This window comes from Vibrio sp. R10-SF1-ISO8 (genome assembly GCF_059833805.1).
The window spans coordinates 672,804-686,687 of sequence record NZ_JCBDHL010000021.1; the positions used below are offsets into that span (position 1 = coordinate 672,804).

The 13,884-nt window shown below is 45.5% G+C and carries 10 protein-coding genes; 6 read left to right on the forward strand and 4 right to left on the reverse strand.

Annotated features, from left to right (window positions below; genetic code table 11):
- Positions 1–4 precede the first annotated feature (4 nt).
- From AC6R00_RS21205 to AC6R00_RS21225, 5 genes are read left to right on the forward strand one after another with little or no spacing between them, the layout of a single operon-like run.
- On the forward strand, positions 5–1,138 hold the full coding sequence (locus AC6R00_RS21205; protein ID WP_500641821.1) for an efflux RND transporter periplasmic adaptor subunit: 1,134 nt from the start codon (positions 5–7) through the stop codon (positions 1,136–1,138).
- Entirely contained in the window at positions 1,131–2,402 is a 1,272-nt protein-coding gene (locus AC6R00_RS21210) for a TolC family protein (protein ID WP_500641822.1), read from the forward strand. The genes AC6R00_RS21205 and AC6R00_RS21210 overlap by 8 nt, the downstream gene beginning before the upstream one ends.
- Complete coding sequence (locus tag AC6R00_RS21215) at positions 2,399–3,613, forward strand: ABC transporter permease (RefSeq protein WP_500641823.1); 1,215 nt, start codon at positions 2,399–2,401, stop codon at positions 3,611–3,613. Before AC6R00_RS21210 ends, AC6R00_RS21215 begins: the two co-directional genes overlap by 4 nt.
- 2 nt (positions 3,614–3,615) lie before the next feature.
- Positions 3,616–4,899, forward strand: coding sequence for an ABC transporter permease (locus AC6R00_RS21220; protein WP_500642220.1), 1,284 nt, complete (start codon positions 3,616–3,618; stop codon positions 4,897–4,899).
- Positions 4,900–4,918: 19 nt separating this feature from the next.
- The gene (locus tag AC6R00_RS21225; protein WP_500642221.1) at positions 4,919–5,623 is read left to right on the forward strand and encodes an ABC transporter ATP-binding protein; all 705 of its coding nucleotides are present in this window, start codon (positions 4,919–4,921) and stop codon (positions 5,621–5,623) included.
- Positions 5,624–5,649: 26 nt separating this feature from the next.
- On the opposite strand, the gene AC6R00_RS21230 is transcribed toward AC6R00_RS21225, so the two are convergent.
- The 4 genes from AC6R00_RS21230 to AC6R00_RS21245 form a co-directional block, all read right to left on the reverse strand.
- Positions 5,650–5,880 (reverse strand): hypothetical protein, encoded by a 231-nt coding sequence (locus AC6R00_RS21230; RefSeq protein ID WP_500641824.1) that lies wholly within the window; start codon positions 5,878–5,880, stop codon positions 5,650–5,652.
- Between the two features lie 10 nt (positions 5,881–5,890).
- On the reverse strand, positions 5,891–7,933 hold the full coding sequence (locus AC6R00_RS21235; RefSeq protein WP_500641825.1) for an NHL repeat-containing protein: 2,043 nt from the start codon (positions 7,931–7,933) through the stop codon (positions 5,891–5,893).
- A 172-nt stretch (positions 7,934–8,105) separates the two neighbouring features.
- Positions 8,106–9,314 carry an outer membrane protein transport protein gene (locus AC6R00_RS21240; RefSeq protein WP_500641826.1) on the reverse strand — a complete coding sequence of 403 codons (1,209 nt, stop codon included), beginning with the start codon at positions 9,312–9,314 and terminating at the stop codon, positions 8,106–8,108.
- A gap of 15 nt (positions 9,315–9,329) precedes the next feature.
- On the reverse strand, positions 9,330–11,522 hold the full coding sequence (locus AC6R00_RS21245; RefSeq protein ID WP_500641827.1) for an alpha/beta fold hydrolase: 2,193 nt from the start codon (positions 11,520–11,522) through the stop codon (positions 9,330–9,332).
- A 618-nt stretch (positions 11,523–12,140) separates the two neighbouring features.
- Here AC6R00_RS21245 and AC6R00_RS21250 point away from each other — a divergent pair.
- Positions 12,141–13,811 carry an ABC transporter substrate-binding protein gene (locus AC6R00_RS21250; protein WP_500641828.1) on the forward strand — a complete coding sequence of 557 codons (1,671 nt, stop codon included), beginning with the start codon at positions 12,141–12,143 and terminating at the stop codon, positions 13,809–13,811.
- The last annotated feature ends 73 nt before the right edge of the window (positions 13,812–13,884 follow it).

The following is a 13,884-nucleotide window of genomic DNA, read 5'->3' on the forward strand; positions in this document are numbered from 1 at the left end:
AACCATGGCTAAACGTTGGCTTTTATCTGCTGTCGGTGTCGCATTGCTAGGTGGCGGCGCGTATTTTTATCTGCAATCTTCTTCTGAGCCACAAGCGTTTCCTAAGCTGGCAGTCGTAAAAGGAACCATTGAGAAACAGGCGGTAGCGGTAGGCAAAATCGTTCCGGCGCACTCAGTATCGATAAAGTCACAAATTGATGGGATTGTTGGAGAAATCTACGCCCAAGTGGGTGAGAAAGTAAAACAGGGCCAGCCTTTAATCAAAGTACGCCCAAACCCAACGCCTAAAGCACTGACAGATGCCTCAACTGAATTAATGCGTAGCGAAGCGGATCTGGAGTCGGCGAAGCAAAAACTCGCCAACTTAGAGAGCTTGGTTAAGCAAGACATTATTCCACGTAATTACGATGAATATGTTACTGCGCGTTCGGTCGTTAAGTCAGCTAAAGCCAATGTGTTACAGAAACGCCAAAACCTCGAGTTGATTCGAAGTGGTGAGGCTTCAATAGGTAATGCCCGCTTAACCTCCACCATTTATGCACCGATTGACGGCACAGTCCTCAATCGAAAAGTTGAAGTCGGTGAGCCAATTATATCAACTGAATCTAGCCAAGCTGCGACCGAGATGATGTCGCTGGCTGACATGAAAAGTCTGATCTTTAAAGGCAGTGTCAGTGAGCATGATGCGGCGCAACTGTCGCCGGGTATGCCGGTAATTCTTACGGTAGCCCCATACCCAGAGGTTGAAATAGAAGGTGTACTGACCAAGGTGGCGATCCAGTCAGAAAACCTGAACTCTCCGGATGCGACAGCGACGAAGAGTTTCGATAATGGCTTCGGGGTAGAAGTCGGAGAACTGAAAATTCCTCAAGATATTTTGCTACGTTCGGGGTTCTCTTCTACAGCACAAATCACGCTTAAAAAGTCGGAAAATGTACTGACTTTACCTGAGCGTGTACTTCAGTTTGAGGGCGAGACACCCAATGTTCTGATTCCTGATAACTCGGAACAAGGTTTCCACAAACAGAAAGTGAAGTTAGGCCTTTCAGACGGTATTAATGTGGAAGTGCTGGATGGCGTTGAACTTGATGAAGAGATAATTGATAACAGCATGATGATGGGGGCGGCCCATGGCTAAGTTGCACTTATCTAAAATTAGTGCCGTGTTACTGGCAACAACGCTCAGTTTGCCGAGTTACGCGATATCTATTGAACAGGCATGGCAACAAGCAAAACAGAGCGATCCTAATTACGAAAAGGCCAAGATAGGGGTTCAGCTAGGTGAAACGGGTATTTCTTCTAGCCGTAGCTCACTACTGCCTTCATTAAGTGCCGATGCTTCTGCTAATTGGAATGAAACGACGCACAATACCAACAGCTATGGTGCCAACCTTTCCCAGACCATTTGGGATAGCAGCTTGTGGTCAGAATTAGACCGAGCAGAAGCAAATTTACTAAAAGCCCAATTGGAGTTGTCTCAAACACACAATGAATTGGCGCAAAAACTACTTTCTAGCTATCTCGATTTAGCCAGTGCTCAGGGTGACCTTGTATTGGCGCAAAATAAACTAGATGAAGGGGCTAAGTTACTTAAGATCATCGAGAAACGATACAAAGCGGGCAAAGTGAAATCCATTGATGTGGAAGAAATTAGAGCCACTCAAGTTTCGGAAAAAGCCGCGATTCTCAAGGCTCAAGCTGAATTGCAAAGTAAAAAAGCAGAGCTTTCTGCACTGATCAATCAGATGCCTGAAGAGGTAGACCAAGTCCGAACAGACTCGCTTGTTCAGCCGCCAATGTTAGTCGATTCTCAAGAACAGTGGCTCAAGCTAGCCAAAGACAGTAGCCCAGAGTTATTGGTTGCCATGCAGAAAGTGAAAGCGAGTGAATTTGCTAAAGATTCTGCGCAGGGAGGGTACTACCCGACGGTTAAGGGCAAGCTAGGCTACAGTGATGACGATAGACGCTCAAGCGGTGAGTTCAATGCTGGGATTACACTCAGTGTGCCGATTGATCTTAATGGGGCGACGCGCGCTAAAGTTGATGAAGCATCGCTTAATATCTTAAGTGCCAAACAAGATTTGCGTCGAGTAGAAATAGATATCCAAAAACGCATCATCCAACGCTTTACTCAGGTTGATATCAACTGGAGCCAGGTATTGATGGCGGATGAACTCGTCGAATCACGAGCTAAGGTGCTGCGCAGTAAAGAGAAGCTCTATGATGCTGGTCTTCTTGAAGTGTCGGAAGTGATCAATGCACACAACAGTCTGTTCGACGCAAAGAATAGCTTGCAAACCAACCTATATAACTACTGGCGTCAGAGAGTCGGACTACTGCAAACTGCTGGTAAATTAGATGACAGCACTATGGCTCTGATTTCTCAGGCTTTTGATTCATGAGTAGTTTGTTACAGCAAACATGGCAAACCTTGTTGGCACATAGGCTAAAAAGCATTTTAGCGATGATTGCCATTGCATGGGGAGTGATTTCTGTTGTTGTTTTGATTGCGCTCGGTGAAGGCTTCTATCGTCATCAAACTCAGTCATTGTCGTTTATGGTTAACAACGTGCAAATCGCTTTCCCTTCAAGTACTAGCAAGCCTTGGCACGGTATGCCCTCACGACGAAAAATCACTATTGAGCAAGACAAGGTCGATATGCTCAAACAGTCGGGCTTTGTCGCGCAAGCATCGACGGTGTACGCCAAATGGGACGCCAGTGTAACCAACGTTAGAGGGCAGAAGTTATCTGGTTTTGTGAGTGGGATAGATCCGTCTTACTTTTCTTTAGTGCAGCGTAAGCTTGAATCTGGTTCGCGCAACATCTCGCCGAGTGATGTCATTAACCATACGCGAGTGGCTGTTCTCGGCGACCAAATTGCCAAAATGGGCAATATTAAGGTCGGCGAACAGGTTAAAGTCAACGGTATTCCTTTCTTGGTCATAGGCGTTATTAAGGATGAAGATGCGGGGATTTCCTTTGGTGATAGCCGCAAGGTCTTTGTTCCGCAAACCACTTATCTCGATTTGTGGGATGCTAAACCGTGGATGTTGTTACTCAAACCTATAGAAGGTATGGACAGCGCGTCTTTTAGGCAGAGCCTAGTTACCTTCTTTGCCAAACAGCTGCATTTTGACCCGAGCGATAAAGAGGCGATAAATCTGCCCGACTTCAGTGAGGGCGGCGCATTGATAACTGGGATTTTCCGCGGTATTCAGATTTTCCTTGGCGCGAGTGGGGCAATGACGATGGCTGTTGGGGCATTAGGTGTGGCCAATATCATGTTTTTATCTGTGACGGAAAGAACGCGCGAGATAGGGGTTCGATTGGCGATTGGTGCAACGCAAAATTCGATATTGGGTCAGTTCATTCTCGAAGGGTTAATCTTAGTTGCCGTTGGGACAGGGCTGGGGTTAACCATCTCTTACGCGCTTGTGTCTTTGTTAAGTACAGTAACTTTACCTGATTGGTTAGGTTCGCCGGTGATTACGCCAGATTCGATTGCTTGGTCACTGTTGGTGACGCTCGTTTTGGCTCTACTAGCCTCATACTTTCCAGCGAGGAGAGCATCACGCTTGACTCCGGTTATCGCTTTGAGTGCGAGGGCTTAATGATGCTGTTACCGATGAGACAAATCTTCCAAGAGATGGCAGCAGAAAAGCTCAGGTTGGGTCTGACAATTTTGGCTGTGGCATGGGCGACACTTTGTATCGCAGCGATGTTATCTGTTGGCGAAGGGATCCGTCAGGGTGTATTGAGAACCGCGCAAAATGGCAACGGTAATCTCATCTATCTGACTGGTGGTATGGCTACTGTCGATTACGGCGCTTTTCATCAAGGTAAGTTCTTAACTCTTAAAGCGCAAGATGCGGACGTGGTTCGCGCGTTACCCGAGGTGAAAGGGGTTGTACCCACTGCAAGATGGAATGAGCGTATTAGTGCTGGTGATCGAGGCTCATGGCAAGAGCCGTTGGCGGTGACGACGGAATTTGCTTCTCTGACCAATTTGCAACCTTTAGCTGGTGGTCGCTGGCTCAACCCACTCGATCAAAAAGAGATGCGTAAAGTCGTGGTTTTAGGTTACTCGTTAGCTGCTGATCTATTTAATCCTGTAGAAGACTTTAGTTGGTTTGCAGCAGTGACACTGCAAGTCAATCCGGTGGGGAAAAAGGTCAAGATTGGCAGTGAAGAGTTTAAGGTTGTCGGAGTACTGAAAAAGAACAGCGCTGAAATTGAGCAGGGCGACCAAATCAATTACTCAAGCTTTGTTCCACTGGCAACTTGGCAGCGTTTTCACGCCAACGGTGAAATTGCAGGTATTAATGTCGAGCCTAAAGCGACTGCAGATAGAAAGGCGTTGGCAAAGACGATTCGCCAAGTGATAGCACGTAAGCATGGCGCAAGCGTCAATGATGAGCAGGTTGTACAAATCGAAGATATGTTCCTGCAACAGAAAAGCATGCAGCAGTTCCTAATTGGTTTGCAGAGTTTTCTTGGCATTATTGGCTTTGTCACGCTCGCTGTAGCGGGAGTAGGCATTGCCAACGTTATGTACGCAACAGTGAAACGCTCGACCCGTGATATTGGCGTGAGAATGGCGGTTGGAGCAACCCCGACTGCAATCCGTTTGCATTATCTGGTTCAGTCACTTATGACCATGATGCTAGGGGGAGTGCTCGGTCTTGGCGTGACTTATGGGCTGGTATCCGCACTTAGTGCAATAAGCTTGGAAGGCAATGTGTTTTACGAGCAGCTAGGCAAACCGGTTCCTGAACTGTCTTGGATTGTGGTGCTGGTGGTGATTACGACCTTAATCATTATTGGTGTTGCGTCAGCCTGGTTGCCAGCGAATCGAGCAGCGAAAGTCAGTCCGTTGGAGGCATTACAAAGTGAGTAAGAACAATAGTGGAGAGAAGATGTCACACCAATCGCTCGTCGAGCTGAATAATATCTGCAAATACTATTCGAGCGGAGAAGCGGAAGTACGCGCGCTTGATGGTGTTGAACTCACGATTAATCAAGGTGAATTTCTATCTATTTTAGGTCCATCAGGCTCGGGGAAATCGACCCTGATGAATATGCTTGGTTGTTTAGATAAGCCGACAGCAGGTGACTACCAATTAGCAGGCCAAAATGTGGCGAGTTTAAGTGCCAATGAGCTTGCAGGAATTCGCAATCAAAGAATAGGCTTTGTCTTTCAGAGCTTTAATTTGCTCGAATACGCGACAGCACTCGACAATGTGGCGTTGCCTCTTGTTTATTCGGGCGTGAAAGCCAAAGAACGCCGAAGACGAGCAGCAAAATTGCTTGAACAAGTGGGACTGGGTGATCGCCTTGATCACAAGCCCAACCAATTATCGGGCGGTCAAAAGCAGAGGGTGGCGATTGCTAGAGCCTTAGTTAATGATCCACAGATTATTCTCGCCGATGAACCGACTGGGGCGTTAGACTCAAAATCTGGCGCAGAGATTGAAGCCCTGTTTAATCAGCTTCATGCTGAGGGGCGAACATTGATCATCGTGACGCACGATAATGCGCTTGCAGAACGTACCAAACGCATTATTACGATTAAAGATGGCAAAGTGATTTCTGACCGAACCCCCACCCCACAAGTCGCATGAGTAAGCGAGCCATTTGGCTCGCTTTTTTAGTTCTCGTGAGGTGGAGACATAATGTGGTGATTGGCGTGCTCTTGATGAGCTTTGTGCCACTGTTCCAGTTTTTCCCGTGTCTGATGAGAAGAAGGTTGCTCTAAACAATGCTGGGTCACGCATTGATATTGATTGGCAAGCTTTTCGCTCGCCTCCGTTGCTTGCTGAGAGACTGAATTTGTCTGCTTTAAGCGTTTCGCTCTGGCTTTGTCGAATACTGATGTCATCAGTGACTCCTTAGCTAATCTTATAAATGTTAACTCGATTAAGAGCGCAGTCGGGTAGGTAGAGGGTATGATTATGTGCGTGAAGTAGGTATGGCATCCATAGCTGGCCTTTACTTGGATCGGCACCAAAGCCACTAAAACTATCAATAAATTGTCCCTGTTGGTCGAAGACCTTGATAGCTCGATTAACTAAATCAGACACAAACAACTTACCATGGTCAAAATCTATACTGGTTGGTAGCAGGAAGTTGTCATTGTTCGTTCCGTAACCCTGCTGGCCGAAACTGCCAACGTATTGATCATGGCGATCGTAAATCAACACGCGGTTGTTATTTTGATCGGTTATGTACTTTTGACCGTCCGGTGTAATGGTGATGTCGGTTGGTGTGAAAAATTCATTATCACCATGGCCTTTTTCACCAAAGGTAGTGATTAAGCCTGCGATCCCTTGTTGATTGAGCCGCCAGCGACTAATACGATTATTGCCAGAATCAGCAATATAGATATCGCGGCTTATCGGATCGACGGCAACACCCTGAGGCTTGAATAGCTGCCACTCTTGGTGACCCAAACCTCCAAAATAGCTAAAGGGTACGAGCTCGCCAATTAACTCGTCATATTGATAAATCGTCACAATACCGCTTATGTAATTGCTTACAACCAATAAAGGTATGTCTGGGTTAAGTTGGCCGAGCAATGGCGAAGAAGGGATTAAAGAGCAGATGCCAAGCGAGCCTGGTAAAAGAGGTAAGCTACCCGGCCTAGCTGTATCGGGTTGAGTGTTTTCTGTCGCTTGCAGCTGATAGTTGCCAGCGTCAACCAGCCAAAGCAGTTGGTTTGGGTCATCAAACTTATCGCCAAGGAAGATTCGTACCCAGGTTTGTTGCCATTTTTGCGTCCATTCCATCTGGGTGCTTAAGGTCATTGAAACCCAGGAAGGCACATCGATTTGGTGAATCGAGTTGAGCCACTTATCTTGCTGCTCAAAGTGTTTTTCCCACCATCCGCTGACAATAGGGTAACGACTTTCGGAGTTATTTGCAGGAACAGGAGAGGTATCGCCAGCCACCGAGGTGACAAAGTGCAGCTGCCCTTTTTTATCTCGCTCATCGCCCAATTGATTAATCACTAATGTCGATATAGGTATCTGAGGTGATAATTCTGCCCAGTTGATCTGATGAATCTGTAAAGAAGCGAGAATGGGCTCGGTGATCAACAGGCGATTTTGGTCAAGTTTGGTGATTTGTATTGGCGAGAAGAAGCCCGTTAGGTTACCTGAAAAATGGCCATCAATATCGTAAACAGAGACTGAATACTGTTTGGCTCCTGGGATAAGAATTCGGTTATCAATGATTGAGACATCGCGAGCTAGGTCGATACCATCTAGATAAGTTTTACCATTCGCGAATGGGACAGGCTTTCCCTCCCAATTACAGCGAACTACAGTCGCAAAGCCAGTATTGGCGATGTATAGATGCCCGTCGAGATCGCAACTCAGTCCTTGAGGCCATAAAAAGTGAACCGGCTCCTTGGCTTGGATGACCGTGATGTCTCTTAACCACTTGCCCTCCTCATTGAAAATCACTAACCGGCTTTCACCGTTTTCACCTTCGTAAAACTCGTCAGCCACGCACAGCTTACCCTGATAGAAAGCTAATCCATTGGGGCCTTGTAAGTTGATGGGATCCCCGCTGCCAAAATTGCGAATCGAACGGATGTTGAGTGCTTGATCGTATTCAAGGATATGGATACGTTTGTTGGCAATGTCGCTGACGTAAATCCAAGGTTTATCTGGATGGGGTAGCAGGCGAAAGGGCATATTGAACTGCTGGCTGCCATTGCCAACACTGCCAAAGCTAGCTAGCAACTTGTCCATCTTTCGGTCGAAGACGAGTACGCGATTGTGTGCAGTGTCCGCAAGCCAGATTCGACCAAATTTGTCGACACAGTTGCCGACGGGTGTATTGAGCGAAACATTGCCTGCCGCACGACAGGGGAGGTTAGGTAATTGCGTTACCTGCTTACCAATATAGGTGTGATATGCGATTCCCATAATAAGCCTTTATGCCGTTAACTTATATGTAATTAGATGTATAAATGTAGCAGGCTTAAATGACAGTTCCACGAAGTGTCATTGTTACATTTAGAATTGTGCGCGAGATTAGGAACTGATTGATAATAAATGGCCTTCTGAGTCAGAAGGCCGTTTCTATACGTTGGGAAATTTAGAAAGCGTAGTTAAGCTGAATACCGGCTAACCAAGCACTGGTGTTGACGGTAGAAACGATGTTGAATGGGTCAGCGACGAGTACCTGCGACTCATCAATCGTCGTTTGTTCACCTGTTAAGTAGCCTAATGATAAATCAACGCTTAAGTTTTCGGTTGCTTTATAAGTGCCACCAAAGGTAAACCAATGTCTGTCAGTATCAGGAATCGACAGCGAACTGATTTGATCAACAGGTGACAAGTCATACATATAGCCCGCTCTTAGCTCGATAGAGCGATTCAGATAGTGAGTAACACCAACTGAAACGTGTCCGGCATCTTGCCATTGGTAGTCTTTGATTGTTTCTGAATAACCTTCCGAGGTTAAGCTATCAAATTCAGACCAAGCGACATACTGTAAGCTGTAGTGCGCTGCCCATTGAGGATTGAGTCTGTGATAACCGGAAAACTCAATGATATCTGGCAGCGGTATATCTAAACTATCAGTTAACCCTTGACCTGCCCCCGCTTGATAGACTTGCCCCTCGGCTCTAAGCTCCGGGCTGTAGCGATATGATAAACCAAAGCGGTTATTCTCATCGAGGACATAAGCCACACCTAGATTAAACCCTAAACCAAACCCGTCGGCATCGATAGTAAGCAATGGAGCATTATTGTGTTTGCGCGCGATATCGCCTTCTCCATAGATGATGTCGAGACCGCCACCGACTGACCATGAGTCATCAATTTGATAGCTAGCAGAAAAGCCCGCATTGATGCTACTTAAGTAAGTTTTGCCGCCAAAGATTGGCGCGGCAAACTCCTGTTCAAATTCAACGTCGGTACCAAAGTTTGAATGTACGGTAGCTCCAAGCGTCCAAGGGGTTCCTTCTATCGGAAACACCATATTCGCGTTAGGTACTAAGGTATTGTTGTCGAGAGTCGTGTCATCGAGCGATTGAGTGACTGTGTTTGGCGTTGTGTAACGCATATCACTAAACTCAACTTGGCTAGCAATATTGACTGCACCTACTGATATCATCGGCTGGTCGATTAAGCTCATCGCCGCCGCGTTTTTTGATACCACCGCAGCGTTGTCTGCAATAATCGCGTCTCCAGCGAATGCGCGACCTAAACCCGTTGCCGACTGCGCATTAAGTTGAAAGCCAGCGGCGTGGACTTGCGAGATAGAGACAAGACCTGCCCCAAGAATGATGTACTTTTTCATTATAAATCCTACCAATTAATTGAAGTCACTGCTGTCGACAAAGTAGTTGTTTCTTAATGTGACTTTCTGATCGATAACCATGCTTGAAATGGCGAGTTGCTGAGCAGCCATCGCTTGCATGCCTTCAATTGTGATTTCTTGTTCAGGGACGCCTTCTTCGTTGACTGGCCCTTCATAAGGAAACAGGTAGGTGCCATGTCCACCTTTGGTTGCTCTTACTACCCCTCGGATTTCAGAAACTGGAACGTCATCAAGAATAGGGTCGAGCTTGAGAGCGCGGATAAGTGGTTCAGTTCCGGTCAATTGATTGTTTGTCGCTGAGTTTGGTACGACAGAGTCCGGGATATAGTCGACACCTACTTCACAGTCTTTTTTACAGGTACCGAATGCTTCAAGCAGCAGTGTTGGTTGTTGCTCTGAAACTTGACGGTAGACTTTGCCTGCCGGGTCGGCACTATCAATCGTTCTTTGAACACCTTTTTTAAGCAATGGCAGCACTGCTGCATAGATCTCTTCCTCTAGCATTGCGATGCTGTCTGGAAAGCTTGCTGAATGGTCGTTAAGTGCAATTATGCAATCTTCGTTGCTTACCCCTTCGTAACAAAGGTTGGGAACTAATGTTTCGGCGATAGCGCGCTGAATATCAGGAGAGTCTTTGATTGCACGCTCCATTTCAGGGCCCAAAAGTAATGAGTTAAGTGTTAAGTTAACTAACCCTTGTCCAGGTACAACATAGTTTGCGGTATTAAGTGATAGCCCATCCTTTCCTTGGGTCATTTCAGCAATCATCACAGAAACAATTCCCCCCAGAGATTGGCCAATTAGGCTGACTTCTCGTTGAGCTTGAGGGTTTCCAAAGTTTAATGCGTAACGCAGTCCAATGAAGTCTGCTACAGCTTGGTGAAGATTACTTCTCAGAGTGAGTGGAGAGGTGATATTAATAAAGAAGGCTCTATTAACGTTTGCGCTAATCTCATTACCATCATTATCTTTCACGATCTGTGAGCCGTGATAGGGCATATCAATTGCAAATACTACATAGCCTTTATTGGTGTAGTCTGCTGCCATTAAGCTTGTAGACGACATATCTCCCCCCAAGCCATGAACGAAGATAACTGCGGGATTATTTTTAGCAGTTTGTTCTGCATCTTGTGGAGCGGTCCCTTTTGGAAGATAAATGTTCACTGGGAGCTTCTTGGTGGGATTATGGATTTTGGGATTAGGATTAAACTTGGTTAAATGTTCTCCCTTACTAGTGTCTTCGGGCGTAATCCAACGATACATAGCTGGGCAAGATGCTATTGGGTCATATTCATCTAGCACACATCCTGCAGGGTCAGTGTCAGCGGTTTGCTGGTCAAATGGAAGGTACTGTTTACTCGTTAGAACTCCGGTAACGAACTCATAGTTTGAGTTGCTGTCGTCAAAGGTGACAGTTTTGATAGCTACTAAAGCATTAGAATTTGCTTCAACCATTGCATCAAGAGGAGAGTAGGCATCTTGGGTAGTAAATGTTGAAGCGTAGGCAATACCCGAACTAGCCAACGAGCGGTAATGACTTACAGCTGGGTCAATTGAGTCTTGTTTTACTACTAGTTCAGAATCACTCAACTCTTCATTTGAGCTATTCATCAGGCGAGTAAATTCGCTGCTCGCACTTAGAGGCTGCCCCGTTTCCGTTTTCACACCGTTAGTTACAACAAGGTGATATCGAGTTGGCGTATCGAGATTTAGAGCTTCTCCACACTGAATGGAAAGGCTACGGCCATCATTAGTAACCTTGATATCGAGAGGCATTGGATCGCCTTCTTTAAACAACATCACAGTATCAGTCGCGCTATTTGCTTCTGTGATAATGCTTTGAGGATCAAGTGCAATAACCTGCTCAGAACCGACGCTGCTAAGCGGAATCTCAATCGGTTCGACACATAAGCCCCAACCGTCAACAGCGGCGAAACTGGTCTCGAAATCTTGGTAATAAGCGTCATATTCAGCGTTGGTTGAATATGCATTGGGTGAAGAAGGTTCACCCGGCAAAGAGATTGTCCCGTCAGCATCATAGCCATAACCGTCATTCGGCATAGGAATGCTACTCAACGAAAAAGGTACTTCTACAGCGATATTATCAGAAGTGCTTTCCTCGCTCCCACACCCGCTAAGTAGTGTGATAGCCGAAATAGCTAAAGATAGAGAATGAAATCCTCTCATAGGAGATACCCGTTTAGTTGCTCAAATTGACCTGATATATCGAGCGAACAAGGGGTTATTTACAAATGTTTAACACTAAAAAAATCTAAAGGCTTGTAGGGATGGTAATTTAGATAGTGTGTCTAAATGAGTTTTTGGATAGAAATTTGTTGTGGGTATGCTTTGTTTTGGGGAGACGATCGCTATTTAAGTGCACCTGAGTGACTAAGTTCACAGAACGCTGTTTTTCCGGAGATGAATGTAGCTAACTGTTAGCTAGATTACATTACTTTTGTTAATTTTTCCGCACAATATCTAGCATAAGATGCTAAAAAAAAGTGTCTTATTAGATAATTTGGCACTTCAGTCTGCTAGTTGAGGGAAATATAAGTTAATTAACTGACTAATTTATCTTTACTGGTGTTTTTTACCATTTTGTTGAAGTAACCGTGGAATTATACGATTTTTTGCTACATTTTTATGGCAAATTACTTCAATGATTGATACTGTGTGCCGCAATCTTTGTACGGTTTTAGATTTTTATGCTTAAAATTTGAGCTAAACAGATCTAAATCACTGTCCGTTCTAGTACTGTACAAAGAAGTCATGGATGCAAATGAAAAACTTGGAGTTTTACGCATGTATAAGAACAAAATCACACGCGCTCTATTTATAGGCGCGGGCCTTTCTTTAGCTTTAACTGGATGTGGCGACAAACCAGAAGAAAAGCAAGCTGCACAGCCAGCACCTGCTCCTGAAGCTAAATCAGACTCTCAGAAAACAGAACTTGCTGACGTACAAGAAATTGTTCGTGGTAATGGTACTGAAGTTGCGACAATCGACCCGCACAAATCTCAAGGTGTACCAGAGTCTCACGTAATTCGTGATCTTCTAGAAGGCCTAGTGAACCAAGATGCTGACGGTAACACTATTCCTGGTGTTGCAGAGTCTTGGGAAACAACAGACAACAAAACGTTCACTTTCCACCTACGTAAAGACGCAAAATGGTCTAACGGCGATCCTGTAACTGCTGGCGATTTCGTGTACAGCTTCCAGCGCGCAGTTGATCCAAACACGGCTTCTCCATACTCTTGGTACATGGAATACACCAAGATGGCGAACGCGAAAGACATCATCGCAGGCAAGAAAGACAAGAGCGAGCTAGGTGTTAAAGCAGTCGATGACCACACTCTAGTGGTTGAACTTGAAGCAGCTGTTCCTTACTTCGTAATGATGATGGGCCACACAACAGTGAAACCTGTTCATCAAGCGACAGTTGAGAAGTTCGGCGACCAGTGGACTAAGCCAGAAAACTTCGTTGGTAACGGTGCATTCGTTGTCGACAACTGGGTTGTTAACGAGCGTCTAGTACTTAAGCGTAACGAACAGTACTGGGACAACGCAAACACCAAGCTAAACAAAGTAACTTTCCTACCTATCGAAAACCAGGTAGCGGAAATGAACCGTTTCTTAGCAGGCGAAATCGATATCTCTTACGAACTACCTGTTGAGCACTTCAAGCGTCTTAAGAAAGAGCACCCTGAAGAAGTATCGGTTACGGGCAACCTGTGTACTTACTACTACATCTTCAACACTAAGAAAGCGCCATTTGATGACGTTCGTGTACGTAAGGCGATCTCTTACGCAATCGACCGTAATATCGTTACTGACGCTATCCTAGCGCAAGGTCAGAAACCAGCTTACTTCTTAACACCTGAAATCACAGCTGGATTCAATCCAGAAATGCCTGCTTACGGCCAAATGACTCAAGCAGAGCGTGATGCAGAAGCGGCTCGTCTTCTAGAAGAAGCAGGTTTCGGTTCAGACAACCCACTTAAGTTTAACCTTCTTTACAATACATCTGAGAACCACAAGAAAGTTGCTGTAGCACTAGGTTCTATGTGGAAGAAGACACTTGGCCTAGACGTTACTCTAGAAAACCAAGAGTGGAAAACTTACCTATCTACTAAAGATTCAGGCGACTTCGAAGTGGCACGTGCCGGCTGGTGTGGTGACTACAACGAAGCATCTTCATTCCTAACTCTAATGAAGAGTAACAACACGACTGGCGGTATTCACTACGACAGCAAAGCTTACGACGAGATCATGACTAAAGCGATTGCCGCTCAGTCAGAAGAAGAGCGTCAAGCGCTGTACCTAGAAGCTGAGAAGCTACTAGCGAAAGACATGCCTATCGCACCTATCTACCAGTACGTGAAATCACGTCTACTTTCTCCTAAGGTTGGTGGCTTCCCAGCAAACAACCCAGAAGAGAAGATCTACTCTAAAGATCTATACATCATCAAGTAAATCTTGAACTGATAGAACTATAAAAATATTGGCCTGCATGTGAGAAATTACATGCAGTGCCTTTATACAATCT

Excerpts from the sequence above, each read along its gene's own strand:
- AC6R00_RS21205 (WP_500641821.1), top strand. The coding sequence starts at position 5 with ATGGCTAAACGTTGGCTTTTATCTGCTGTCGGTGTCGCATTGCTAGGT.
- AC6R00_RS21210 (WP_500641822.1), top strand. The coding sequence starts at position 1,131 with ATGGCTAAGTTGCACTTATCTAAAATTAGTGCCGTGTTACTGGCAACA.
- AC6R00_RS21215 (WP_500641823.1), top strand. The coding sequence starts at position 2,399 with ATGAGTAGTTTGTTACAGCAAACATGGCAAACCTTGTTGGCACATAGG.
- AC6R00_RS21220 (WP_500642220.1), top strand. The coding sequence starts at position 3,616 with ATGCTGTTACCGATGAGACAAATCTTCCAAGAGATGGCAGCAGAAAAG.
- AC6R00_RS21225 (WP_500642221.1), top strand. The coding sequence starts at position 4,919 with ATGTCACACCAATCGCTCGTCGAGCTGAATAATATCTGCAAATACTAT.
- AC6R00_RS21230 (WP_500641824.1), bottom strand. The coding sequence starts at position 5,880 with ATGACATCAGTATTCGACAAAGCCAGAGCGAAACGCTTAAAGCAGACA.
- AC6R00_RS21235 (WP_500641825.1), bottom strand. The coding sequence starts at position 7,933 with ATGGGAATCGCATATCACACCTATATTGGTAAGCAGGTAACGCAATTA.
- AC6R00_RS21240 (WP_500641826.1), bottom strand. The coding sequence starts at position 9,314 with ATGAAAAAGTACATCATTCTTGGGGCAGGTCTTGTCTCTATCTCGCAA.
- AC6R00_RS21245 (WP_500641827.1), bottom strand. The coding sequence starts at position 11,522 with ATGAGAGGATTTCATTCTCTATCTTTAGCTATTTCGGCTATCACACTA.
- AC6R00_RS21250 (WP_500641828.1), top strand. The coding sequence starts at position 12,141 with ATGTATAAGAACAAAATCACACGCGCTCTATTTATAGGCGCGGGCCTT.